This window comes from Nocardia gamkensis NBRC 108242, assembly GCF_001612985.1.
Lineage (GTDB): Bacteria > Actinomycetota > Actinomycetes > Mycobacteriales > Mycobacteriaceae > Nocardia > Nocardia gamkensis.
The window spans coordinates 1-20,602 of the sequence record NZ_BDBM01000056.1; the positions used below are offsets into that span (position 1 = coordinate 1).

32 protein-coding genes and 2 tRNA genes are annotated in these 20,602 nt (G+C 66.4%); 14 read left to right on the forward strand and 20 right to left on the reverse strand.

The annotated features are described in order from the left end of the window. The coding region (locus tag NG1_RS37925) for a hypothetical protein (RefSeq protein WP_218019014.1) at nucleotides 1-189 on the reverse strand (189 nt) is incomplete at its 3' end. A gap of 111 nt (nucleotides 190-300) precedes the next feature. Between NG1_RS37925 and NG1_RS29865 the strand changes: the two genes are divergently transcribed. Together NG1_RS29865 and NG1_RS29870 are read left to right on the forward strand one after the other, a co-directional pair. Further along, a complete protein-coding gene (locus tag NG1_RS29865) occupies nucleotides 301-1,020 on the forward strand; it encodes a DUF305 domain-containing protein (protein WP_373686118.1) in 720 nt (239 codons plus the stop codon). A gap of 105 nt (nucleotides 1,021-1,125) precedes the next feature. Then, a tRNA-Arg gene (locus tag NG1_RS29870) sits at nucleotides 1,126-1,198 on the forward strand. Nucleotides 1,199-1,259: 61 nt separating this feature from the next. Here the strand turns inward: NG1_RS29870 and NG1_RS29875 are convergent. Genes NG1_RS29875 through NG1_RS29915 form a run of 13 tightly spaced genes read right to left on the reverse strand, consistent with a single transcriptional unit; the run spans nucleotide 1,260 to nucleotide 8,819 of the window. Then, nucleotides 1,260-2,459, reverse strand: a complete 1,200-nt coding sequence (locus NG1_RS29875) for a site-specific integrase (protein WP_062976379.1) — start codon at nucleotides 2,457-2,459, stop codon at nucleotides 1,260-1,262. Next, nucleotides 2,456-2,629, reverse strand: coding sequence for a helix-turn-helix domain-containing protein (locus NG1_RS36050; protein ID WP_084499300.1), 174 nt, complete (start codon nucleotides 2,627-2,629; stop codon nucleotides 2,456-2,458). The genes NG1_RS29875 and NG1_RS36050 overlap by 4 nt, the downstream gene beginning before the upstream one ends. A gap of 15 nt (nucleotides 2,630-2,644) precedes the next feature. Next, a complete protein-coding gene (locus tag NG1_RS29880; protein ID WP_062976381.1) occupies nucleotides 2,645-4,354 on the reverse strand; it encodes a replication initiator in 1,710 nt (569 codons plus the stop codon). Continuing rightward, the gene (locus NG1_RS29885; RefSeq protein WP_062976383.1) at nucleotides 4,351-4,983 is read right to left on the reverse strand and encodes a hypothetical protein; all 633 of its coding nucleotides are present in this window, start codon (nucleotides 4,981-4,983) and stop codon (nucleotides 4,351-4,353) included. The genes NG1_RS29880 and NG1_RS29885 overlap by 4 nt, the downstream gene beginning before the upstream one ends. Then, a complete protein-coding gene (locus NG1_RS37600; RefSeq protein WP_168434185.1) occupies nucleotides 4,980-5,141 on the reverse strand; it encodes a hypothetical protein in 162 nt (53 codons plus the stop codon). Before NG1_RS37600 ends, NG1_RS29885 begins: the two co-directional genes overlap by 4 nt. Then, nucleotides 5,138-5,332 carry a hypothetical protein gene (locus NG1_RS29890; protein WP_062976384.1) on the reverse strand — a complete coding sequence of 65 codons (195 nt, stop codon included), beginning with the start codon at nucleotides 5,330-5,332 and terminating at the stop codon, nucleotides 5,138-5,140. Before NG1_RS29890 ends, NG1_RS37600 begins: the two co-directional genes overlap by 4 nt. Next, nucleotides 5,329-5,658 (reverse strand): hypothetical protein, encoded by a 330-nt coding sequence (locus tag NG1_RS29895; protein WP_062976386.1) that lies wholly within the window; start codon nucleotides 5,656-5,658, stop codon nucleotides 5,329-5,331. Before NG1_RS29895 ends, NG1_RS29890 begins: the two co-directional genes overlap by 4 nt. Beyond that, the gene (locus NG1_RS29900; RefSeq protein WP_062976389.1) at nucleotides 5,655-6,974 is read right to left on the reverse strand and encodes an FtsK/SpoIIIE domain-containing protein; all 1,320 of its coding nucleotides are present in this window, start codon (nucleotides 6,972-6,974) and stop codon (nucleotides 5,655-5,657) included. Before NG1_RS29900 ends, NG1_RS29895 begins: the two co-directional genes overlap by 4 nt. After that, nucleotides 6,971-7,291: a hypothetical protein gene (locus tag NG1_RS37160; RefSeq protein ID WP_157114311.1), complete on the reverse strand. Its 321-nt coding sequence runs from the start codon at nucleotides 7,289-7,291 to the stop codon at nucleotides 6,971-6,973. The genes NG1_RS29900 and NG1_RS37160 overlap by 4 nt, the downstream gene beginning before the upstream one ends. Nucleotide 7,292: 1 nt before the next feature. Next, a complete protein-coding gene (locus NG1_RS29905; protein WP_062976391.1) occupies nucleotides 7,293-7,940 on the reverse strand; it encodes a DUF2637 domain-containing protein in 648 nt (215 codons plus the stop codon). Then, nucleotides 7,940-8,116 (reverse strand): hypothetical protein, encoded by a 177-nt coding sequence (locus NG1_RS37165; RefSeq protein ID WP_157114312.1) that lies wholly within the window; start codon nucleotides 8,114-8,116, stop codon nucleotides 7,940-7,942. The genes NG1_RS29905 and NG1_RS37165 overlap by 1 nt, the downstream gene beginning before the upstream one ends. Then, nucleotides 8,116-8,358: a hypothetical protein gene (locus NG1_RS29910; protein WP_157114313.1), complete on the reverse strand. Its 243-nt coding sequence runs from the start codon at nucleotides 8,356-8,358 to the stop codon at nucleotides 8,116-8,118. Before NG1_RS29910 ends, NG1_RS37165 begins: the two co-directional genes overlap by 1 nt. Nucleotides 8,359-8,360: 2 nt before the next feature. Next, a complete protein-coding gene (locus NG1_RS29915; protein WP_063910476.1) occupies nucleotides 8,361-8,819 on the reverse strand; it encodes a hypothetical protein in 459 nt (152 codons plus the stop codon). 213 nt (nucleotides 8,820-9,032) lie between these two features. Between NG1_RS29915 and NG1_RS29920 the strand changes: the two genes are divergently transcribed. Next, nucleotides 9,033-9,713 (forward strand): GntR family transcriptional regulator, encoded by a 681-nt coding sequence (locus NG1_RS29920; RefSeq protein WP_062976397.1) that lies wholly within the window; start codon nucleotides 9,033-9,035, stop codon nucleotides 9,711-9,713. A 60-nt stretch (nucleotides 9,714-9,773) separates the two neighbouring features. Here the strand turns inward: NG1_RS29920 and NG1_RS29925 are convergent, their stop codons facing one another. After that, entirely contained in the window at nucleotides 9,774-10,607 is an 834-nt protein-coding gene (locus tag NG1_RS29925; RefSeq protein ID WP_062976399.1) for a hypothetical protein, read from the reverse strand. A 525-nt stretch (nucleotides 10,608-11,132) separates the two neighbouring features. On the opposite strand from NG1_RS29925, the gene NG1_RS37170 reads away from it, so the two are divergent. The 3 genes from NG1_RS37170 (at nucleotide 11,133) to NG1_RS37175 (ending at nucleotide 11,989) form a co-directional block, all read left to right on the forward strand. Continuing rightward, nucleotides 11,133-11,300 (forward strand): hypothetical protein, encoded by a 168-nt coding sequence (locus NG1_RS37170; RefSeq protein WP_157114314.1) that lies wholly within the window; start codon nucleotides 11,133-11,135, stop codon nucleotides 11,298-11,300. 91 nt (nucleotides 11,301-11,391) lie between these two features. Then, on the forward strand, nucleotides 11,392-11,595 hold the full coding sequence (locus NG1_RS29930; protein WP_062976401.1) for a hypothetical protein: 204 nt from the start codon (nucleotides 11,392-11,394) through the stop codon (nucleotides 11,593-11,595). A 294-nt stretch (nucleotides 11,596-11,889) separates the two neighbouring features. Then, nucleotides 11,890-11,989: transfer RNA gene (locus NG1_RS37175), tRNA-Arg, on the forward strand. 52 nt (nucleotides 11,990-12,041) lie between these two features. On the opposite strand, the gene NG1_RS29935 is transcribed toward NG1_RS37175, so the two are convergent. Further along, the gene (locus NG1_RS29935; RefSeq protein WP_062976405.1) at nucleotides 12,042-12,299 is read right to left on the reverse strand and encodes a type II toxin-antitoxin system Phd/YefM family antitoxin; all 258 of its coding nucleotides are present in this window, start codon (nucleotides 12,297-12,299) and stop codon (nucleotides 12,042-12,044) included. A 167-nt stretch (nucleotides 12,300-12,466) separates the two neighbouring features. Here NG1_RS29935 and NG1_RS29940 point away from each other — a divergent pair, with 167 nt between their 5' ends. Then, nucleotides 12,467-13,231: a CE1 family esterase gene (locus tag NG1_RS29940; protein WP_168434184.1), complete on the forward strand. Its 765-nt coding sequence runs from the start codon at nucleotides 12,467-12,469 to the stop codon at nucleotides 13,229-13,231. Further along, on the forward strand, nucleotides 13,198-13,404 hold the full coding sequence (locus NG1_RS37180; protein ID WP_157114316.1) for a hypothetical protein: 207 nt from the start codon (nucleotides 13,198-13,200) through the stop codon (nucleotides 13,402-13,404). The genes NG1_RS29940 and NG1_RS37180 overlap by 34 nt, the downstream gene beginning before the upstream one ends. 194 nt (nucleotides 13,405-13,598) lie before the next feature. Here the strand turns inward: NG1_RS37180 and NG1_RS29945 are convergent, their stop codons facing one another. Together NG1_RS29945 and NG1_RS29950 are read right to left on the reverse strand one after the other, a co-directional pair. Further along, complete coding sequence (locus NG1_RS29945) at nucleotides 13,599-13,805, reverse strand: DUF397 domain-containing protein (RefSeq protein WP_062976407.1); 207 nt, start codon at nucleotides 13,803-13,805, stop codon at nucleotides 13,599-13,601. Further along, the gene (locus NG1_RS29950; RefSeq protein WP_062976409.1) at nucleotides 13,795-14,697 is read right to left on the reverse strand and encodes a helix-turn-helix domain-containing protein; all 903 of its coding nucleotides are present in this window, start codon (nucleotides 14,695-14,697) and stop codon (nucleotides 13,795-13,797) included. The genes NG1_RS29945 and NG1_RS29950 overlap by 11 nt, the downstream gene beginning before the upstream one ends. A gap of 158 nt (nucleotides 14,698-14,855) precedes the next feature. Between NG1_RS29950 and NG1_RS39140 the strand changes: the two genes are divergently transcribed. From NG1_RS39140 to NG1_RS35040, 3 genes are all read left to right on the forward strand, one after another. Continuing rightward, nucleotides 14,856-15,140 carry a DprA-like winged helix domain-containing protein gene (locus NG1_RS39140; protein WP_369691030.1) on the forward strand — a complete coding sequence of 95 codons (285 nt, stop codon included), beginning with the start codon at nucleotides 14,856-14,858 and terminating at the stop codon, nucleotides 15,138-15,140. Next, entirely contained in the window at nucleotides 15,118-15,402 is a 285-nt protein-coding gene (locus NG1_RS29955; protein ID WP_062976411.1) for a hypothetical protein, read from the forward strand. Before NG1_RS39140 ends, NG1_RS29955 begins: the two co-directional genes overlap by 23 nt. 87 nt (nucleotides 15,403-15,489) lie before the next feature. Beyond that, complete coding sequence (locus NG1_RS35040; RefSeq protein WP_063910477.1) at nucleotides 15,490-16,194, forward strand: L,D-transpeptidase family protein; 705 nt, start codon at nucleotides 15,490-15,492, stop codon at nucleotides 16,192-16,194. A gap of 250 nt (nucleotides 16,195-16,444) precedes the next feature. Here NG1_RS35040 and NG1_RS29970 read toward each other — a convergent pair whose 3' ends face one another. Beyond that, nucleotides 16,445-17,128: a hypothetical protein gene (locus tag NG1_RS29970; protein WP_062976417.1), complete on the reverse strand. Its 684-nt coding sequence runs from the start codon at nucleotides 17,126-17,128 to the stop codon at nucleotides 16,445-16,447. A 200-nt stretch (nucleotides 17,129-17,328) separates the two neighbouring features. Beyond that, entirely contained in the window at nucleotides 17,329-17,703 is a 375-nt protein-coding gene (locus tag NG1_RS29975) for a hypothetical protein (protein WP_062976419.1), read from the reverse strand. Nucleotides 17,704-17,852: 149 nt separating this feature from the next. On the opposite strand from NG1_RS29975, the gene NG1_RS29980 reads away from it, so the two are divergent. The 3 genes from NG1_RS29980 to NG1_RS29990 all read left to right on the forward strand — a co-directional run bounded on the left by NG1_RS29980 (nucleotide 17,853) and on the right by NG1_RS29990 (nucleotide 20,565). Next, nucleotides 17,853-18,254: a nuclear transport factor 2 family protein gene (locus NG1_RS29980; protein WP_062976421.1), complete on the forward strand. Its 402-nt coding sequence runs from the start codon at nucleotides 17,853-17,855 to the stop codon at nucleotides 18,252-18,254. A 465-nt stretch (nucleotides 18,255-18,719) separates the two neighbouring features. Beyond that, nucleotides 18,720-19,142 carry an Rv0361 family membrane protein gene (locus NG1_RS29985; RefSeq protein ID WP_157114317.1) on the forward strand — a complete coding sequence of 141 codons (423 nt, stop codon included), beginning with the start codon at nucleotides 18,720-18,722 and terminating at the stop codon, nucleotides 19,140-19,142. Nucleotides 19,143-19,146: 4 nt separating this feature from the next. Beyond that, a complete protein-coding gene (locus NG1_RS29990; RefSeq protein WP_245660122.1) occupies nucleotides 19,147-20,565 on the forward strand; it encodes a metallophosphoesterase in 1,419 nt (472 codons plus the stop codon). Nucleotides 20,566-20,602: the final 37 nt, after the last annotated feature.

A 20,602-nucleotide genomic window follows, 5' to 3' on the forward strand; every position in this document is an offset into this window, starting at 1 on the left:
GCCCGCGCAGCCCGCGCCCGCGCAGCCCGCGCCTGGCGCGGGGCAGTAGTGTCCGGCGATCGGGGCGGCGCGGAGTCCGGTGAGCGCGGGTCTGGGCGTCGCGAAGCAGGTGAGGCCGCGTCCGCCGAATCCGGGATGCAGAAAGTCATCGCCTCCGGCAATCGTGAAGCCTCCAGCTCCAGTAGTCACGGCGCCACTGGGTTCGGCCCCGAAGCAGAGGCCGAAGCCGACAGTCGCGAGACACCCGCCGGGTCAGGCGAGCGTGGAGCATCTACCAGGCCCGGCGGTCGCGAAGCCGCCGTGTCCGGAGATCGCGAATTCGACGGATCCGAACGTGAAACAGGGGCCGGTGTCGGCGGACAGTTCCGCCGCCAGCGCACCGCGCTGCTGATCCTCGGCATCATCGGCGCGATCCTGATCGGCTTCGCGATCGGCGTGCTGGCCCGGATTCCGCTGAACGGTTCCACGGAGCCGGACCCGGGCCCGGTGGACGTCGGTTTCAGTCAGGACATGTCGGCGCACCACGCCCAAGCCGTCGAAATGGCGGGCGTGCTGCTGGTTCGCTCCACCGACACCGAGGTACGCCGCCTGGCCTACGACATCCTCACCACCCAGCAGAGCCAGATCGGACGCATGCAGGGCTGGTTGCAGCTGTGGGGCGAGCCCGCGCAGAGCGTCGACGGGTTCATGGGCTGGATGACCGAGCCGATGGGCGGCCACGATCATTCCGGTGCCGACATGCCACACCACTCCGGCCCGGTGTCCACCATGCCCGGCATGGCCACCCCCGCCGAACTCGCCGCGCTCCGCCAGGCCACCAGCCCCAAGCTGGACACGATGTTCCTGCAGCTCATGCTGCGCCATCACCAGGGCGGGCTGTCGATGATCGATTACGCCGCCCAGCACGCCGACACCACGGCGGTGCGCACCCTCGCCGAAACCATGGCCACCACCCAACGCGGCGAATCCGACCTGATGACCACCATGCTCACCGCCCGGGGCGCCGCCCCCCTCCCATGACCCGAACCCCGCCGCCGTCCACCCTTTTTGGCGGACGGCCGCCGATACGATAGGCTGACCCAGCCCGATCGGACCGCCATCCAGGCCCCGACCGAGTCCTATCCCGCCCTCGTAGCTCAGGGGATAGAGCGTCTGCCTCCGGAGCAGAAGGCCGCAGGTTCGAATCCTGCCGAGGGCACGCACGACAAAGGCCCCATGACCAGCACGCTCGCTGGCAGGGGCCTTTCTCGTCCGCAACCTCAGCCCGCCTCGATGACACGAGATGACACAACCTCGCCCAAAGTCTTCGCCGCCTCCCTCAGCGCTTCGTCCTGGGAATGGGTGTAGATCCTCGCCGTGACACTGGCGTCGGCGTGACCCAGCCAGGCAGCGATGACCGCGAGCGGCACCTTGCGCAGGTGCATCGTCGTGCCGCAGGTGTGACGAGCATCATGCAATCGGATGTGCCGGACACCCGCCTTCTTGACCGCCTTCGCCCACCGATGCGTCAGCGTGTCCGGGTGGTACGGCGTGCCGTCCTCGTTGCACGCGACATAGTCACCGTCCCGGTACGCCTCCCCAAGCTGCAACCGATCGGCCGCTTGCCGACGATGCGCCCGCCGAAGAACCTCCACCATTTCGTCATCCATCGGCAGAGTGCGCACCGACGCCTCCGTCTTCGGGTCGTCCTCCACCGCCTTGCCCTCCGCCGCAGCACGACCGATGTGCACGGTGATGGTCTTGCCCGCGAAATCCACACCACTCCAACGCAAACCGCCGATCTCGGCGCGACGCAGACCCGACAGGGCCAGGAACCACAAGTGCCCGTCACGATCTGTCTCAAGACTGGCGAGCAGCTTGGACACTTCGACGGGCGTGTAGGTCAGCGGCTTGCGCTTCTTGCCCGCCTTCGGCTTGATCGCACGAGCTACGTTGTGGGCAAGCAATTTCCGCTCAATCGCATAGTCGAGGACCATCGAGACAGTTTCGACAGTCCGTTTCAGCGACCGAGCCGCCCACGGACGCCGGAGATTGCCCTTTTCGGTCTTGGTGCCGCCCTTCTTCAACGCGGCCACGAGGTCGTCCAGGTGCTTGCGTGTCAACTTCTGCACCGGCAGGCCGCCGTGCAGTTCGCGCAGCGGAGCAAGGTTGTACTTGTAACCGCCCAGCGTCGTCGGGCGAGCCCAGTGCAAGCTATCGAGCCAGTCCCGACAGACCTCCTCTACGGTCACGTCTTTACGAGGCACGAAGCTGCCGGACGCAGCCTCAGCCATGAACTTCGTCAGGGCCGCACGAGCTTCCTTCTCGGTCCGGAACCGCCTCCGCACCTGGTGCCGCTTGCCGGATTCCGGATCGACCCCAGCGTCGGCCCTCACTTGATACCGGACAACCTGCTTCCCGGTCTGCCGATCAGTCACCGTCACCTTGGTGATTTGCGGCGGTAGTTGCTGCCTGCTCATGCCGCCGCGTCCAGCCTCGCGATATAGTCCGCTACCGCCTGCTCGGTCACGAACCGACGCCGACCGATCTTCACCGACCGCAGCTCACCAGAGCCGATCAACTCGTAGTACTTGCTGTGCCCGACCGGAATCAGCTTCCGGACCTCCTGCTCCGTGAGCAACTGAGCCATCTCCCCTACCCCCTTCTAAGCTGCTTGCTGAATTGCCGAATGTTCTTGCTGCGCCCCTGCACCCGCCGCCAGCAAGGCGTTGGTGTACTCCGCGCGCCATTTCGTGCGTTGGGCGATCGCGGCCAGGATCAGGTGATCCCGAGGCGGCGCGGACTGGTCACCGGGCTCGACCGGCCGGATGATCAGATGCGAGGTATCCGGCTTGTGGATGCCGACCGACGCCAGCAGTTGCCGAACGAACTCCGCCCGATCGGCCTTGTGATCCGGCAGCGTCTTCCCGCTCCAGCGACGCGACACCAGCACGCGACGACCGGGCAGACCAAGAGTGTCCCGACGATGCGCCTTGCCCTTGCAACGGCCCGGAATCGTCTTGTCGCTGGCGCCCAGCGGGACGATGCCGTAGCGCAGCCACACCGCGCAGCGAGGCGAACACGGGGTGTGCTGCAACTCCGCGTGCAACCGGTCGTAGTGGATCGCCGTCCGGGTCGATTCGGTCTCCAGGACTTCGCTGATCGACTTGGTGAGGTACTTCGTCACGTACCCGATAGCCCGGTCCGCTTTCTCGCCAGGGATGTAGCCCTTCATGTGGCCGGGGTCCATGCGTTCGCCGAACCGCACCGTGTACGCCGGTTCCAGATCATCCACCGCGTCCAGGACATCCAGGGCGTCATCCCAGCCGGTCAACGCCTGCCCGGAGTCGGGATCCACGAACGTCATGGCCCGGTAGTCCCACACCGGCATCTTCTCCCCGGAGTACACCTCGTTCTCCGGGTCGAAGTGCGGCCACCACACCTGGTGGTAGGTCGCCGCGGTCACCATGCGCAGAATCTCCCGGGAGATCACACCGCGTAGCAGCAGGTGCAGGTGCGGGGCACCGCGCTTCTGGGGTTCCACAGTCGCGAAGTACTGCACGTCGTAGCCGACGCAGCGACGCAGGTTCTGAATCCAACGGTCGACCAGCTTGGAGAAGAACACGATGTCGCGAGCCGCCCGGGCGTAGTCGTAGCTGTCGGGGTTGCGGGGTGAACCGTCCGAGCACGGCTTGCCCTCCGCATCCACCGCGCCGTCCTGGTTGATCGACCCGTAGGACGGCATGGTGAGGGTGACCATCATCGAGGACCGGTACCCGCCGATCACCCGCCCGATCGTGTGCCGTTCGACCTTCTTGCGGGGCAGGTTCGGCACGTCCTGACGCCGCTTGGTCGAGCGAGAACGCCGCTTGCGATCGTTGGGCTCCAGTGGCGGGATGGGGCCACGGAACCCCGAGTCGCGGAGGTCGCGATCGAGGCTGCCAACCAATTCCCCGATCGCATCAGCCATTTCGTCATCACCCTCGTCGCGGGCTTGGCGGTACTGCTGGGCCAGATCGGCACGAGCAGTGAGCAGCTCGGTTTGCGTGTCGGAGGGGTCGCGGGTTTCCTCGACCGGTTCGACCTCAGCGTGCCAGCCTTCCCGGCATTGCGTCATCCGCAGCCACCGGGCCTTGTCCGCGCACGGCTTGCACACCGACGCCACGGTGGACTTGCACGGCGAGGCAACGTATTCGACCTTCCCGGTTCGCGGGTCGAACGACCGCATCGTCACCGGCCGCACACACACCCCGAACTTCTCCGCCGCAGCCAGAGCGACATCAGTGAAGTTCGGAAGTGCACGCCGCTCAGCGGCAGTCTGACGGACCGGAGCAGCCTCGTTGTCGTCGTTGTCGAGGTTGATGGGTGTGGTCATGCCGCCTGCCCTCGTCCCTTGGTCCAGTGGTCCACCCGCGGCAGGATGACCGTCTCCGCGAGCGAATCCGAGCGGCGGAAAGCCAACTCGACGGTGCCGGGACCGGTGATGGTGGCGCGGCAGTCCAGCGCGCCGAAGGCATGCGCCAGATGCGAGACCCGGTTTTCGAAGTCAGCCGGGCAATGGCCGTCGAGCATCCGCACCCGCACCCGATCAGTCACCGGGCCGATGTCGGCCGACAGCAACCGTGGGATGAACGTGCGGTCGCCGCGGTCGATGCTCAGATGACAGGCCGACATCAGCTTGGCCCAGCGACGCCGGTAGCGGAACCAGATCAGGAACCGGGTACGCGCCCGGCGGGTAACCCACCGCTCGAACATCTCCGGACGCCGCAGCCGCCAGAGCATGATCCCCGCGATGGACACCCCGACCACCACGAGGGCAGCAACCGGTCCCCAGAAAAGGCCGGCCACGCCCGCGAGAACCACCGGGATGGAGAACATCGGGAACAGCAGCGCCCACCACACCGTCACGCCGACCGCGAGCATGGTGAACCACACGAGGTTGAGCGCCGCAAGCCCGATCAGATCGAACGGGTCACGCTGCCCGTTGTGGGTTTTCGTGGTCACGACTGGTCTCCTTGCTTGGGATCGAACAGCGACAGTTGCCCCGAACACGGGGCGGAGAGGTCCTTGCGGGGACGCCGCTTACGACTGGTCACCTGGTCGGAAGCGGCCTGCACGATCGGATTGACTTGCGGTGCTGCGGCCGGTCGGGTGTTGCTCATGCCGCCCAGTCCCCGCCGTCGTAGTCGTGGTCCTCGCTGGTGTCCCACAGCGGGACAGACCCGGTTTCGGCCAGCAGGTGCGCGGCGATCGCGGCCGGATCCAGCCCGGAGCGCTCCAGGTGGCAGCGTCGGCGTGCTTGCAGGTCGATAACGTTGTCGTCGTAGCCGTGTCCGGTGGTGTGGTTGCTCATGGCTGGGCCTCGATTTCGGGGACGCCGCACACGTCGCAGGTGCGGGAACGGGTGGAATTGCCCAGCGGCCACACCGTGGTACGCCAGGACTCAGGGAAGGTGTGGCCGTGCTCGACGCACCGGTTGGTGGCCTGGCAGCCGTCGCAGACGACCCGGTCGCCGTCGTAGACCCAGCCCACACCGCCCGCGGAATGGACGGTCAGATACGCGATGGCCTGGGTGATGGAGTCGAAGCAGATCGCTTCGTTCTCACCCTCGGTGTAGTGGTCGCCGCAGGTGTCGCAGTACACGACCACGTGCTGTTCGATGACCAGACCGCGTTTCATGCCGCCACCGGCCCGTCTTCGGACTCATCACCCAAGTCATCGGGATCGAAACCGCTGTAATCCTCGACGGGACCGGTGATCTGCGGTGCCGGTGAGTAGGCGTCCACGATGGCGTCGATGTCGTCATCGGAGACGAAGTACGCGCGCACCCGCACGAACTCGGTCGTTCCGTCCTCACCGACGTAGCCGACACCCGGTGTCTGATCGGAGATTTCGTCGCAGCGCGCCCCGCGATCGCGTGCGCCTTGACCGTGGACCATGCCGCTTTGAGTGGGCTCATCCAGGCGCAGGCCGATGCGGACGGGGAACAGTTGCCGGTTGGGCATCGTCTCCTTCGACGGGTCCTGCAACGCCGCGATCACCGACACCGCCGCCGCACGCCCCTGCGACAACAGCAGGCCGGTCAGGCGCCGGAACTCCTGCTGCTCCTCCCGGGTCGCGTAGGACGACAGCGACGCGGCTTCGTCAATGATGATCAGGATCAGCGGCTCATCCGGGGAAGGGACGATCTTGCGCAGACCGGCCGAACGCATCCGCGCCAGCCGTTCCCGCATCAGCTCCACGGCCTCGTTGAGCATCTCCAAGATGGTGGCGTTGTCGGTGGTGAACCGGACGAACAACCGGCCCTCGCCCTTGCCGAACTCTGCGCCGCCCTTCGGATCAGCCAAATACAGATCGACCAATCCTGCTTTGATCGCGGGACCGAGTGCGGCGATGATCGACCACAGCACCGAGCCCTTACCCGACCCGGTAGCGCCCGCGATGAGGATGTGCCCATAAAGCACCCGCACCCGCCAGGTGTCGAAGTCCTCGGTCACCCCGACCGGCACCGCCTCGAGGTCCACCACACCCGCCGGACCGGGCACCACGACGGTGTCGGCCAGGGTGTCGAACACCCGCAGGTCCAGGCGGACGAACGCCGGATCAGGCGATGTCACAGTCACCTGCGGGACGCCGAAGTAGTGCGCCAACGCGTCGCGGGTGTTGTCGTTGTTCCAGTCCTTGAGCGACTGCCCGCCGAGCATCTGCACATCCACCGACATCCCGAACTCGGTGTAGGCCGCGGCGACGATGTTGGGGTAGCCGGTCTGTGGCGAACCCAGCTTGAGAGCTGGCCACATCAGGGCCAGCTGCCCCGAGTCGGTCACCACCGACACCGCCGTGCGCAGCTCGACCGGAGCAGCCGCAGTGACCTCACCGGCAGCACGAGCCGGTAGCGTCTCCGCACCCCGCGCGGCCAGTGACCGCAGCCACCACCACGCCGACGCGCCCGTGCACATACCACCGGCGAGCATCACCGTTCCCGCGATACTCATCTGACGAACCCCCAACCTTGCGGGCCGCGCTCCAACTCACAGAACAAGCGGCACCCCTCCGGAGCCGGGGGCGAAACCGGAGCCTTGCCGACCTCAGACCGGCCGAGACCGGCGTCGGTGCAGAACATGACGCACCCAGGAGGAGCGGGAGCCGGATTCTCGGTGGTGGTGGCTACCACCGAGGAGGACGCAGCGGCCGGGACCAGTGGGGCCGGAGTATCCGAGGTCTGGTCCACCAGCACCCCGACACCGGCCAGCACGCTCACCAGCGCTGAAACACCCGTCACCACAGCGGGAACGGTTACAGAAAAACTCATTTCAACCCCCAACAGGGACAGCGATCGGCAGCATGGTTTGCTGCGGTCGCGAAGAACGAACAGGAAGTTGGACCGGCGCAGCAGCCACCGGGCGAAGCTCAGCCACCCGCACCGGCTCAGGCACCGGCAACGGGTCAGGCTCCAACCCAGGCACCGGCACCGGTTCAGGCTCAGACTCGGGTTCGGCCGTTGCCCGTACTTGGGCAGGCTCGACCACCGGAGCCGGTGCCGAATCACGTTGTGCCGCACGGATCAGCAGCGCCAACCCGTGCGTATCCGCCAGCAGGGAAATCGGGGCGATCGCAGCCACCAGCGCCGAGGCCCACCACGGCAGTTCCCGACCGGCAGCCACCGCGTGCAGCGAGTTCCCCGCCACCGACACCACCGAACCGATCACCAGGACCGTCACGAAGAACCGGCGCTCAGGGGCATTGGCCAGGACCAGCACCCCGAACGTCGCCAGCAGGATCGTGCCGTCCACGATCAGCGGGAACAGCCACGCATCCGACGCCGGGATGTGCGCCAGGACCGCGAGGTCCTTGAGCGTGGCGAACGACAGCCGGAACGCCGCCGCACCGACCGCGATGATGATGACCACGGCGGACCAGCGCGCAAGACGCATCCCCGCCGACTGATCCGCCGTATTCATCACGCGCCTACCCGCCCCGCGGTGACCGTGGCCGTCAACGCCGCCGCCAACTCCAGCGCCTCATCAGCGGTCATCGCCAGATACACCGAGTTCGAGTGCAGCGACACGAACACCTGATCGGTCTCCGCCACGTAACGCAGGTTCACCCGCTGCGGGTCCTCACGCTTGCCGAACATCACGCCACCGCCTTATCCGCCGACGCGGACACCACGGCATCGTGCTCGGCCAAAACACCCGGCAGGGCTTCGGCCAGCGCGCGCGCATCCTCGATGCTCAAGCTCAAATACGCATGCGCGTCGACCAATTCGATGAACACCGTCGCCGGGATCACACCGCCGCCGTATGTCGAATCGCGCTCGGGGTGGTACTCGGCGGTGATCCCGTCATAGCCGGAAACGCTCGTGTGGAAGAACGACATGATCACGCCGCCTTACCGGCCGGACGAGCCGCACCCGGATCGGCCGGAGCCTGCTTCGCACCCGAGTTGTCGCCCTTGATCCCCGTCGCGCGGATCATGAAGCCGATCGACTTGAACTGGCCGTTACCGACCACACGAGGCTTGAGCAGCAGCCCCTCCAACTCGATCGGACGCAAGCCCTCCATGACCTCCGGCTCCGAAGGAACCGGCATCTGGTCAGCAACAAACGTGATGTCGAAACCGGCCTGGTTCGCCTTGCCTCCCGCCCGGTCCATGATCGTCGCCTTCCACAGGCGCTTACCCGAGCCGTTGCCCTCCCGGTCGTAGTCGACCGCCTGACGCTTCGGCGCGTTGCGGTCCTCGCTGAATTCGGTCTGTGCCTCGATGTCGCCGAGCAGCAGCACGCCCTTCGGGAACACGGAACGGAAGTCGGTCGGGATCCACATGTCTTTCAATGCCATTGCTCAATCTCCTTGTCGCCTTGACTTCTCGCGGAGTACTCATCTGCACCTTTGTGCATACACAACAGCGTATACACAGCAGCGTATACACACAAGAGGTTTGCGTATACGCAGTTGCAAGGCGGCTTGACATGGAAGGGTGCGCAAGCTGACCTGTGCGTATACGCAGTTGCGTATCATCAGCGGGGACGGCCTACGAAGAGGAGTAAGCGAATGAGTGAACCTGCGTACGTTTCGATCGCGGGAGAGATCGCGCGGGACATCCGCAGCGGTGCTTTGCCTGCTCGGATGCAGCTACCGAGCTACTCCGAGCTGGCCAAGCAGCACGGCGTGTCCGAGATTGTCATCCGGAAGGTGATCGACCTGTTATTGCGCCAAGGACTCGTCTACACCATCGAGCGCCGGGGAACGTTCGTCGCGGCTCGCCCGACGTTGGTGCGTGTCTCTCCGGAGCGGCAGATGGAAGATCCTGAGGTCACCTTCGGCAACGAAGCAGCGGCCGGAGAAGACGAGGTTCGGATTGACCGCGAGTCGTCTACCGTGTCGGCCGATGATGAGCTTGCCGCCCTGCTCGGCATCGCCCCAGGCGACGACGTTGAACACATCATCACGATGGCATCAGAGCAGGGGCGCCCTATCTCAATATCTGACAGCTATCAGCGGCCCGGCACGGATGTGGCCGCCGCCGACATCCTCGAGGAAACGCTTGCCGATCGGCCGCCCGTACCGACACACGCTGTATGGCTCGAGGTGCCGTCCGGGGAACTCGTGAAGGCAGTCCGTCAGCGCTTCCTCAAGGCCGACGGCCAAGTACTCATGGTGTCGGACGTGTCGTATCCGCGAGACCGCTACGAGTCGTTCGTCTTCCGGATGGCGCTTGACACCCAACCCTGAGGCAGAGCAATTCCCGCGTGGCCCGGTCGCACCGTCGATCGGGCCACGCTTCGTTTCGGCCTAACCGCTGCGAACCCAGCATTGCGCGACGTCAGAAAGGTTCCACCACGAGACGAACCGGGCATCTTGTGATTCCAGCGTCCACCGGTCCGTCAGCCGGTCGAAGAACGCGTCATCACCCGTCTTGCCGCCCTTCGGCTCACCGACGTAGATCAGACGGCGACCTCCGCGCGCCTCGAACAGGCCCAAGGCTCTGGACGCCATCGGGTCACCCCATCCCGGAGGCCAACACAGGAACATCACCGAGTCGCGGTCAAGCTCTGCTTCGAACTCATCGAGACCGCCGACTGGATACCAGGCATCCCGTTGACCTTCCGCACCGGGGAAAGAAGCATTCGGTACCTTGTGCGGCGGCTCAGAGTCGAAGGCGCGCGTGTGCACTCCGACCTCGGCGAGCAGCCGCGCCCAGTAGCCGCGCCCCGCTCCCAACTCGAAGACCGTCCGCTTTTTGCTGCATGTCTTCACCCAGTCAAGCGTCTCCGGGGACGGAATCGCGTAGGCATAGGTGCTCTGCAAGATCGTTTGCACGAAGCCCAGCCGGACACTGCCGGTCGAGCTTCCGCCATTAACGACCCGACGTTGCCCGTCAACGGCGACGGAAGGCCCCACGATGTCCCAGTACGGATTCCCCGAGGCGGACTCACCACCGGTCATGTAATGGACAAACCTCAGGTCGAACGCTGCGTCCGTCTCCTCATTGCCCGTCCCTGACAGCATCGGTGCCGTGTCCAGGTACTCGGCCACCTTCGGGTACTCAGCCTTCAGCCGAGACTCGTCTCCGAGCAGTTCGGCCAGTTCCGTTCGACGCTCCGGCGTCAGCGCGAGACCAGTCATGAACTCGATTCTCCGTGCGGCCCTTGCGTTGCGCGAGTTGTTGCCGAATTTCGCCATACAGGATCAAGAGCGCCCCGGCGGCGCTTCGCGCCGCCGCCGCGCTGCGACGCGCAGCGCGGCTGATGGGGCGTCGCTCGCGGCGCGTCGAGCGCGTCGGCGCCACTCGGCCGCCGGGGCGCACGGAGTCCCTGCTGGTCACTTCTGCATCAACCGAGGCAGTGCTGGGCACGCCGAGAGCCGTACCCGACTTACCTCCCGCAGCCGAGCACGAATCGGCCGGCACTCTGCCCGGTCCACCGGCCGTGGTCACCAGCAGGGCCGAGACATCCACGAACCGGGCACCAGCCGCCAGAGTTCGGCCACCTGTCCGGCCGGGGCGATTGATCTGGGTCAAGCCCTACCACGCAACCGGGGCACGGCGAAGGGCAAGCCGCTCCGCGGTGGGCACGCCCACCCTTCACCGAACCCCGAACACGAGGTAGCCCAAGGGCAGATCAACCACCCCGACCGAACAGGAGACCTCCGATGAACCCCACCGTCTACTACACCTGCTCGCTCCGAGGATGCGCCAACCCCGCCACCCACTCCTACCCCGGCAGCCACCTCGCCCTGACCGGCACCCTCTACCGCTGCGACCGCTGCCGCCAGATTGCCGAACACAACGCACGGGTCCTCGCCCACTCGCACTACTGACCGGACCGGGGGCTTCGGCCCCCACTACTCGTGTTGCGGTTGCGCCGGATTCACTACAGTGCCCAGCTTCGAACACGTATCGTCCCGTGCCATGGCTCAACGAATCGTCCTGTGGACAGCGAACAAATCGATCATTCCCGACGTCGGCCAAGCTATCCACCTGGACCTCACAGAGGACAAGCTTGCAAACAACCCCGAGCTTGCCTCAGCGATCGGAGACGGCCGGATCGTCTCTCACACGCTGCAATCTACGACCGATGGCCTGATCATCTCGTTCATTGTTGAGTTCGACTAGAACCACTGCGCGACCTTCGGCCGCGTGGCCCTGATGGGTAGTGGCCTGCATTATGTTCACGCGCCCCTCCAGCGTCAAGAGCGCCTACGGCGTCACTGCGTGATGGCTATCGCCACTCTTGACCCCGGAGCCTCTACGCGCGAATGGCAGGCCGATAAGGGGCAGGCGCAGCCAGCCCACCTCTTCGCGCAACCCACTACCCATCAGGGCCAACCGTGGTCCGTTCATCAACGATCGGTGACACAGCGGTGACACAACCGACCCACACACCGCCGGACTGAGGCAGACCCAGCCGCCCGTTGACCAGACGTCACCACCTGACCGAAAACGCCAAAAACCACCTCTGACCTGCCTCCGGAGCAGAAGGCCGCAGGTTCGAATCCTGCCGAGGGCACCGAGCAAAGGCCCCTTGACCAGCTGGTCAAGGGGCCTTTCTCATCGGCGGCCTAGGCCTCGTGGGCGAGGACCCGAGGTGTGACACTGCCGCCGCGATGTTCCGCGATAGAACGCTCGAGGTGTCGCGCGTTGAAGGGGTTGCCGAGAAGGTACGCGGTCTCCTTCAGCGCTTGGTATTCGCTCAGGGCGACCACCACGGCCGGTTCGCGCCCGGCACGGGTGATCACCACTTCTTCCAGATCCTCGGTGGCGCTGTCGAGAACCGAGGCGAGGTTCGCTCGCGCCTCGGTGTAGTTCATCGACTTCATGCTCGTAAGGTACGAGATCCTGTGCAGTTGACGCCCGAAACTTTTGGATCACCGATAGGGCGTTCACCGTCCCGCGAATCGGTGCGATCGACCACGCAGCGACACTGTGCGGACAGCGGCCGCATCAGTGGGTGGCCTCGCGATGCCGGGGCTCCTACCATCGAGCCGTGCTGAGATCGTTGGCCGCCATCGTCGTCGGCGCGGCCCTGGTCCTGACCGCCGCCTGCGCGCATTCGCGTGCCAGTGGACCCGATGATCCGCACCGCGTCCTGGACTACGCGGGCGCGCAACGCCACTACCTCATCCACCGTCCGGCGGGTTCACCGCAAGGCAGGCTCGCGGCGGTTCTGGTCTTCCACGGTGGTGGCGGTAGCGCCGGGTACATGGCGAACAAGAGCGGTTTCGATCGGCTGGCCGACGCCAATGGATTCATCGCGGTCTACCCCGAAGGGATCGACAGGTCATGGAACGACGGCCGGGGTGCCGACACACGCGCGGTCGCAGCGGGTGTCGATGATGTCGGGTTCGTCTCGGCGCTGATCGACCACCTGGTCGCCGCCGACGAGGTCGATCCGGCTCGGGTGTACGCCACCGGGATGTCCAACGGGGGCATGTTCACTCAGCATCTGGGGTGTCACCTGAGCGCCAAGCTGGCCGCGATCGCGCCGGTGGCCGGTCCACTTCCCGCTGCGGACGAGACGAACTGCGCACTCGCGCATCCACTTCCGGTGCTGGAGATCCATGGCACCGCCGATCCGATCGTCCCGTACGAAGGCGGTGTCGTGCGCGTGACGTCGGGCAATCACGGCCGCACGGGCACCGGCCCGGTCCTGTCGGTGGCGGCCACGCAACAGCTGTCGCGCGGGAAGACGGCTGTCCACCGCCGAACGCCAGTGAGTTGCCCCCACGCGGCGACGACGGGACCTCAGTAAAGATCGAGACGGCACTGTGCCCGGACGATGTCGGCGTCGTCCTCTACACGGTCACCAACGGTGGCCACACCTGGCCGGGCGGCGAGCAGTATCTCCCCAAGGCGTTGGTCGGCGCGGTGAGCCGCCAATTCGATGCTTCGGAGATCATCTGGCAGTTCTTCGCCGCCCACTGACAATGGGTCGCGGGACACACCTGATTCGAATCGGCAGGACGCTGGTACGGGCGCGGATGCCGAGAACTCCCGGTGGTCGACACCCGATCGCCCGTCTTTCCAGCACCGGGATTGCAGGCACTTCGAATGCTAGCTGCTGCAATGATTACGAGCCCCGGGCTTTGCCCGAGGCTCGTGGTCGGCTGCGGTGACTCCTACGGTCGATCGAACTCGCCGTCGGCCACGCCCGTGGTGAAGGTGTCCCACTGCTCGGGAGGGAAGATCAACGCCGGACCAGTCGGGTTCTTCGAGTCGCGGACGCCGACGGTGCCGCCAACAAAGTGGGCAACCTCCACGCAGTCGGCTCCACCCCCGCTGTGGCTCGACTTGAACCACCGAGCACCGGCTAGATCAACGGTCACGGTCGAACTCCCTTGCTATCTCTCGCAGTAGGTCTCTGCTCGGGCGGCTGTCGCGGCTCGACTGCTGGAGAACGGTGAAAGCCTGGCGAAACCGCAGCACATCCGCCCGTCCTTCAAGGTACGCGCTACCGGTGTAGCTCTCGCAATAGACGACCGGCGGCTCGATCAATTTGCCTCGGACGTCGTTGCCGAAGTCCAGGATCGTGAAGGGCGGGAGAGCCATCCCGACTGGAATTCCGGCGTGGAATGGCAGAATTCGGAGCTCGATGTTGTCCAGAGTGCCGACGTCCGCTAGATGCCGCAACTGCGGAGCCATCACGCACCGGTCACCGACGATGGTTCGCAGCACGGCCTCGTGGAGTACGAACGAAACCTTCGTCGGCTGGCGCGACCGGGTGAGCATGTGCTGCCGCTGAATCCGAAGTTGCACACGCCGCTCCAGTTCTTCGTCGGTGTCCTCGGCAAAATAGCGACGGTCGATGGCGCGAGCGTAAGCGCGGGTTTGCAGCAGGCCAGGTATGAGCAACGGCTGGAAGATGGCCAATTCCGTTGCGCCCGCTTCCAGCCCGACATACAGGTTGAACCAGGCCGGGATCAGGTCTCCGTAGGTGTGCCACCACGACTTCGCCGGAGTCTGCTCCGCGAGCCCCTTGGCTACGGCAGTCTTCCCCTCGCTCAGCCCGTAGACTTCGCAGAGCCCGGAAACGTCGCGGACCCTGACTTTCTCAGTCAATCCGCGCTCCAAGCGACTCAGCGTCGATTTGTGCCATTCCATCAGCGACGCCGCTTGTTCCAGCGTCAGTCCGGCACCCTCTCGCGCCTCCCTCAGATATCGGCCGAGTTGCCTACGCGGCAGTGTGCTGCCCGTTTCCTCCGCCTGACCGTCTGTCATGCACGCTCCCCTGTCGTTGCATTCCGAGGTTGCTGTCAGTTGCAATACGCGCCGATCGTAGGCGGCGTTGCACAACGCGATCTGGCGATTTGCGCGAGTTTGCCGACCCGATTTCGTTGCCGGGCCTGGATATCGGCTTGCCACACATCCTCTGCCCCATGGCATCGCACCCCCGACTCAGCAAGGCTCAGTCCGCCGTGCTGGCGGCGCTCGCGCCGGGCGGAATCCTGTCCGTGGACTCGCTGGTGAGAACGACGAATGCGTCCGGAAGTCGAACTCGCCGCGCACTACTACGCCTCGAGGCGGCCGGTCTGGTCGTTCACACCGGAATGGTCGGCCGCAGTGGATACCAGATCACTGTCAGCGGTCGTCGGGTGCTCGCGAGCGATACCGGTGACTCCTCGCGCGGGAGGGTGACCATTGCACAGCACGACATTTGGTGACCACACCGTCCTCTGGCGGATCGTGCGCGGGTCGCGGATCGCGATCGAGTCGCTCATCGACCATGCCGCTGGGGCCCCGGCCTACCGGATGAGAATGGACGGCTCGATAATCGACATCCCCAACGGCGACCCCGGCATGATCTACTTCGGCGAAGGAGAGGACCGCCCCGACCTGGCCCAGGTACGCGAGTGGTTCCCGAAACTCTTCGACCTCTGGAACACGGTGAGAACTCAGTACTGGCAGGCCATAACCCCGAGATGATGATGACGAGTGGCACACCATCGAGAGGTCTACTCGACATTTGCCGCAGCCGTGTGCCACTCGTCGCTCGTCTACGTAGGAGGGTGAATGGGATTGGATGGGAGTGGGGGGCGGCGAGGCCGGGTTGTGGTGGGCGGGCTCGTGGCCGTTGCCGTGGTGCTGGGGGGTGTGTTGTGGGCTGTGGCCGGTAGAGAGCGGCCGCCCTTCGATGTGGATGTGGTTCCGGGGAGTCAAGTTGTCTGGGTGAGTGCGGCGGCGGGGGCCGACCGGGGGACGTTGGAGCTGTGGCAGCGGGGGCGGTTCCGGCGGTGGGAGCGGACGCTTGCTGTGCCCGCTTGGGTTGGTGCGGAGGGGATTTCGCGGGATGCCAGAGAAGGGGCGGCATATACGCCGGAGGGCACCTTTCCGTTGACCGAAGGATTCGGCCGGGTGCCTGCCGTGGGCGCGAAACTTCCCTACCTTTCGGTCGATCCGTCCAATACCTGGTGGTGGGTGTCCGACACCGAAAGCCCGCTGTACAACCAGAAGTATCGGTGCGCCGAGGGTGAATGCCCGTTCGACACCGCCCTCAGCGAGAATCTCGGGCGAACCGAACCGCAGTACGACTATGCGCTGGTCATCGATTACAACCGCTTTCCGGTCGTGCCGGGGCGGGGCTCCGCGTTCTTCGTCCACGTCGATGTCGGCAGGCCGACAGCAGGGTGTGTCGCGGTCGGCGACGACGTCATGCGGACGTTGCTGGCCACCCTCGAACCGTCGCGGAAACCGGTTATCGACATACACGCGAGGTGAACGCCCGAACCAGCAGGCCGTTGTCCGCGGCCGACTCGGCCGCGACGTTCCGGCACTCGGCCGAACAGAATGACATCCGCTCGCGTTCGCGCTGCGCGACCAGCTGGGTGACTACCGCCCGCAGCGCAGCCCACCGACAGTCGTGGCATGACACGTGGACGCGTGCCGCCAATGCCGCCGTCATATAAGAAAAGGCCCCCGTAGTCGGGAGCCCTTCTCGGATGGTTGGGTGCCGTATGCGGCGCGACGTTTACGGCAGGGGTTCGGTGGGCTTGGCGGCGGACGTGAGGACGCCGGCGTTGGTGAGGTAGGTGAAGGCGGGGGCCGTCAGACCGGGCTGGAGGAAGTAGAAATGAGCCTTGGTGACGGTGCCGTTCTCGGTGGCGTCGCAGAGGGCGTGCAGGGCGGTGGGGTCGACGGTGAGGGCGGTGAGCTTGCCCGCCTCGTAGTCCATCTCCACCCACTTCGCGTGGATGGCGGCGCTCATGACGCTGCCGGTGAAGCTCTCCCGGTCGGAAGCGGCGCTCAGGCCCATTTCGAGGCCGTCGTCGAGGTCGGTCGGCGTGTGCTGCCAGCGGCCGAACTCCCACCAGCGCACGAAGCTGACCGGGCCGTCGACGCCGCCGGGCAGCTTTGCCGTCGGTTCCACCGAGCGCACCCAGGCGGGCGCCGCGGCGAGCGGATCGTAGGAGGTCCCGGCGACCTCGTTGTCCTCGTCCCGCCCGAATAGCAGCGCGCGGTCGCCGGGATATCTGACCAGCGAGTACCAGTTGCCCTCGCCGTCGTCGCTGATCAGCCGGCCACCCTCCACTCCGGCCGTCTGCCCGATCTCCTGTCCGCTCGCGACCCGATCCGTGCGAGTGGCGGCGGTGATCACGTCCAAGACGGTCACGCGCGCCCACAGCACCTCGGGATGCGGCAACTGAAATCCCATGCCGGGCAACGTATCACCGGCCCCCTACGGCGACAACCGATTGGCAACCGGCCGGACAACCCGCTCGGTCGCGCGCCCCCGCCCTGGCAAACAGGGGCGAAGCGGGCGCTCACAGGGGTCTCGCAAACCCGGAGACGAAGGGCAAACCGATAGCTACGACATTGGGGTCTATGCAGCATTCCATTCGGCGGACTCACCGATCAGGCGGACTCCGGTTCGGATCGCTCGGTGCGCCGGGGGCGCAGCGCGTAGGCCGGGACCAGTTGGTCGCGCACGTGCAGGTCCGGGCGACCGTCGGCGAACTGGATGCTGTAGGTCACCCGCCCCATCCAGTCCCCGTCGACGGTGGGGAACCAGTGCGTCAAGGTGCCGGGGCGCTCGCCGCGCATGACGACTCCGGCGCCGTTCACATGCCGCGGGGTACCGGGGTCGCGGACCAGGATCGCGTCCAGCCGCACCCATACCGGGCGCGGCGGGTAGGTCAGTGTCCGGTAGTAGTGGCCGGTCCTGTTCGGGTAGACCAGCTCCGGTCCCGTGCCTTCGGTTCGCGGCGGTTCATCGCTTATCGAACCCATGTTCGAATGTTAGCCGGACATATGCGGCAAGCACCAGGCAACCCGGTCTCGAATCGGACGACATGACACCGGCCACACGACCATGGCCGTCGCGCCCGAGACGTTCTAATATGTTCGTTCTAGAACAATCACTTCAGAAGGAGGCGGACATGTCCGTGAAAAGCGAGGTAGTCAAGGGTTTCTACACCGCTACGCAGGCGGGTGACGGACCGGCGATCCTGGCCCTGCTGCATCCGGAGTTCGAAGTGCGCACCGCCCCGGGCATGCCGTGCGGCGCGGGCGGCGCCTTCCACGGCCCGCTAGCGGCCATGGCGCGGATCTGGGGCGCGGTTGCCAGGGACTTCGACACCGCGCCGTTCGACGAGACCTGGCAGGAGACCACGGACGGCACCGTCGTGGTGACAGGTCACTATCGCGGCGCGGCCCGCGCGACCGGCCGCGCGTACGAGGCCGAGTTCGTGCACCTGTGGCAGGTCGACGACGAAGGCCGCATCACGCGACTGCACCAGTACACCGACACCGCGCGCCGGCACGCCGCATTGGCCGCCTGACGTCGCCGAAACCGTTCGCCGCGCGTTCGACCACCGCACCTCGGCGACATCGCCCGCCGCCCGCCCGAACGATCCGACCCGTTTGGTTTCCGCTACCCCGGGCACGCCTTGGCGTAAAGATCCAGGCACCGGGGGTAGACCGGAGGACGAGATGACTTATCCGCCGGGCGGGCAACCGCCGGATGATCGACCGCCCCACCCGCAACAGCCCGAGCCTGGCTATCCTCCGCCCGAACAAGGGCAGCCTCCTTCGGACCCGGGTAATCCGCCCCCGAACCGGGGCAGCCACCCTCGAGCCCGGGTAATCCGCCCCCCGGACCCGGGCAGCCACCCTGGGACCCTGGTTATCCGCCCCCCGGACCCGGGCAGCCATCCTCGGCCCCTGGTTATCCGCCACCCGGCTACCCGCCCTGGGGATATCCGCCGCCGCCCAAGAAGAGCCACACCGGCTTGATCGTCGGCTTGGTGGCGATAGTCGCTCTGGTGATCGCGGGCGCGGTGATCGCGGGGGTGTTCCTGACCTCGCAGGGCAGAGGTCCGCTCGCCTCGGACGAGAAGCGGATCGAACTCGCGATTCGCGACTTCTACGAGACCCTCGACACCCGCGGCTTCCGCGCGGCGGCCGAGCAGGCGTGCGCGCACGAACGCGCCGCGTTCGAGGCGATGACCGAGAGCGAGAAGAGCGAATTCGACAACACCTCGATTTCGGTCACCATCGATAGGATCGACGACATCGTCGTCACCGGAGACACCGCGACCGCGAAGGTCACCGGCAAGCTCACCGTCGCGGTGCCCGGCCAGCAGCCCGATACCGAATCCAGCACGACCGAACATCTGACGAAAGAAGACGGCAAGTGGAAGGTCTGCTCCGCGGAGGGCACGCGCTGATCGCATGCACCAACGCATGAGTTGTTGCGGACCGAACCGCAGAACCGTTCTCGGGGCACTCGGCCTCGCCGCACTCCTCCCCTTCGCCGGTCGAACGAAAGCTCGGGCACTGCCGGACGCGGCGGTCGCCACCGATCTGGAAGTCGTGACGATCACCGACACCTCGGTGATCCTCACCTGGACCACGCTCGCCCCCGACCCGGCAGGCCGGCTGATCCCCGTCGACGCCGACACCCACGTACGGATCGGTCCCGCCGACTCGGCGCGCGCGCCGGTGCCGGTCTTCGCCGACGACCACCCGACGCCGTTCCACTATGCCGAGATCGGCGGGCTCGAACCGGGCCGCGCCTACCGCTTCGAAGCCTGGTCGGCGGGTCTGCGCGCCACGCCCGCGTTATCGCTCACCACGTCCGATCCCGCCGCGCCGGAAGCACGCGGCGAATTTGCCACCCTGGTTCCGCCGCCCGGCCGCAGGCTGCGCACCCTGGCGCTGGCCAACGATGTGCACTTCGGCGAGCAGGTCAGCGGGCTGATCGCCGGTGACCTGCCGCCCGGCTTCCGGCAGGGTCCCGGCCTCGCGCCCTATCCCGAGGTGATGCTGGCCGCGGTGCTGGACGACCTGCGCCGTCCCGACCGGGGAGCCGAACTGCTACTGCTCGCGGGCGACCTGACCGCCGAAGCCTCCGAGCTCGACACCCGCACGGTGCGGGCCCGTCTCGACGGGTGGGGTGCGCTCGGCCGCGACTACCTCGCCGTGCGCGGCAATCACGACCGGCCGCACACGGGCGACGAGTACGCCGGTTGCGCTCCCGCGCCCGCCGATCACCGTGACTGCTGGGCCGATACCTTCTCCGCGCGCCAGCAACTCGTCGAGCACGAGGTGGGCGGTCTGCGCGTGCTCGGCTTGGATACCAGCAGCCTGGACGGCGCTGGCGGCTCCATCGAACGCATGCAATTCGATCACCTCGCCGAACGTCTGCGCGCCGATCCGGATCGGCCGACCCTGCTGTTCGGCCACCACCCGGTCACGGCCGAGTCCGGGCTGACCAACCTCGCCGGACCGGGTTTCGTGCTCGACGGACGCGACAGCGGCGAACTGCAAGCGCTCTACACCCGCTCCCCCGGCGTCTTCCTACAGCACAGCGGCCACACCCACCGCAACCGCCGCACCAGGCCGGACGTGCCGTGCGCGGTGGAGTTCCTGGAGGTCGCCGCGGTCAAGGAGTATCCGGGCGGCTACAGCCTGCTGCGCCTCTACGAGGGCGGCTACATGGTCAACTTCTACAAGACCCGCACCGAGGACGCGCGGCGCTGGAGCGCGCTCACCCGCGGCGAGTACTTCGGACTGCTTCCGGATTACACGCTTGGCACCTGCGCCGATCGCAATCACGTTGTGCCGCGCGACTTCTCGGGTCTGCGATAGCGGGCGGGCGGGTTCGCCGCATCCGGGAAACGTTTGC

Coding starts and splice junctions, on each gene's coding strand:
- NG1_RS29875 (WP_062976379.1), bottom strand. CDS start 2,459: ATGAGCAGGCAGCAACTACCGCCGCAAATCACCAAGGTGACGGTGACT.
- NG1_RS35040 (WP_063910477.1), top strand. CDS start 15,490: ATGGGATTGGATGGGAGTGGGGGGCGGCGAGGCCGGGTTGTGGTGGGC.
- NG1_RS29895 (WP_062976386.1), bottom strand. CDS start 5,658: ATGAAACGCGGTCTGGTCATCGAACAGCACGTGGTCGTGTACTGCGAC.
- NG1_RS39140 (WP_369691030.1), top strand. CDS start 14,856: ATGGCATCGCACCCCCGACTCAGCAAGGCTCAGTCCGCCGTGCTGGCG.
- NG1_RS29975 (WP_062976419.1), bottom strand. CDS start 17,703: ATGGGTTCGATAAGCGATGAACCGCCGCGAACCGAAGGCACGGGACCG.
- NG1_RS37165 (WP_157114312.1), bottom strand. CDS start 8,116: ATGTTCGGCAAGCGTGAGGACCCGCAGCGGGTGAACCTGCGTTACGTG.
- NG1_RS29925 (WP_062976399.1), bottom strand. CDS start 10,607: ATGACTGGTCTCGCGCTGACGCCGGAGCGTCGAACGGAACTGGCCGAA.
- NG1_RS29915 (WP_063910476.1), bottom strand. CDS start 8,819: ATGGCATTGAAAGACATGTGGATCCCGACCGACTTCCGTTCCGTGTTC.
- NG1_RS29970 (WP_062976417.1), bottom strand. CDS start 17,128: ATGGGATTTCAGTTGCCGCATCCCGAGGTGCTGTGGGCGCGCGTGACC.
- NG1_RS36050 (WP_084499300.1), bottom strand. CDS start 2,629: ATGGCTCAGTTGCTCACGGAGCAGGAGGTCCGGAAGCTGATTCCGGTC.
- NG1_RS37160 (WP_157114311.1), bottom strand. CDS start 7,291: ATGAGTTTTTCTGTAACCGTTCCCGCTGTGGTGACGGGTGTTTCAGCG.
- NG1_RS29950 (WP_062976409.1), bottom strand. CDS start 14,697: ATGACAGACGGTCAGGCGGAGGAAACGGGCAGCACACTGCCGCGTAGG.
- NG1_RS37170 (WP_157114314.1), top strand. CDS start 11,133: ATGAACCCCACCGTCTACTACACCTGCTCGCTCCGAGGATGCGCCAAC.
- NG1_RS37600 (WP_168434185.1), bottom strand. CDS start 5,141: ATGAGCAACACCCGACCGGCCGCAGCACCGCAAGTCAATCCGATCGTG.
- NG1_RS29980 (WP_062976421.1), top strand. CDS start 17,853: ATGTCCGTGAAAAGCGAGGTAGTCAAGGGTTTCTACACCGCTACGCAG.
- NG1_RS29890 (WP_062976384.1), bottom strand. CDS start 5,332: ATGAGCAACCACACCACCGGACACGGCTACGACGACAACGTTATCGAC.
- NG1_RS29920 (WP_062976397.1), top strand. CDS start 9,033: ATGAGTGAACCTGCGTACGTTTCGATCGCGGGAGAGATCGCGCGGGAC.
- NG1_RS29900 (WP_062976389.1), bottom strand. CDS start 6,974: ATGAGTATCGCGGGAACGGTGATGCTCGCCGGTGGTATGTGCACGGGC.
- NG1_RS29935 (WP_062976405.1), bottom strand. CDS start 12,299: ATGAAGTCGATGAACTACACCGAGGCGCGAGCGAACCTCGCCTCGGTT.
- NG1_RS29990 (WP_245660122.1), top strand. CDS start 19,147: ATGCACCAACGCATGAGTTGTTGCGGACCGAACCGCAGAACCGTTCTC.
- NG1_RS29910 (WP_157114313.1), bottom strand. CDS start 8,358: ATGTCGTTCTTCCACACGAGCGTTTCCGGCTATGACGGGATCACCGCC.
- NG1_RS29905 (WP_062976391.1), bottom strand. CDS start 7,940: ATGAATACGGCGGATCAGTCGGCGGGGATGCGTCTTGCGCGCTGGTCC.
- NG1_RS29930 (WP_062976401.1), top strand. CDS start 11,392: ATGGCTCAACGAATCGTCCTGTGGACAGCGAACAAATCGATCATTCCC.
- NG1_RS29880 (WP_062976381.1), bottom strand. CDS start 4,354: ATGACCACACCCATCAACCTCGACAACGACGACAACGAGGCTGCTCCG.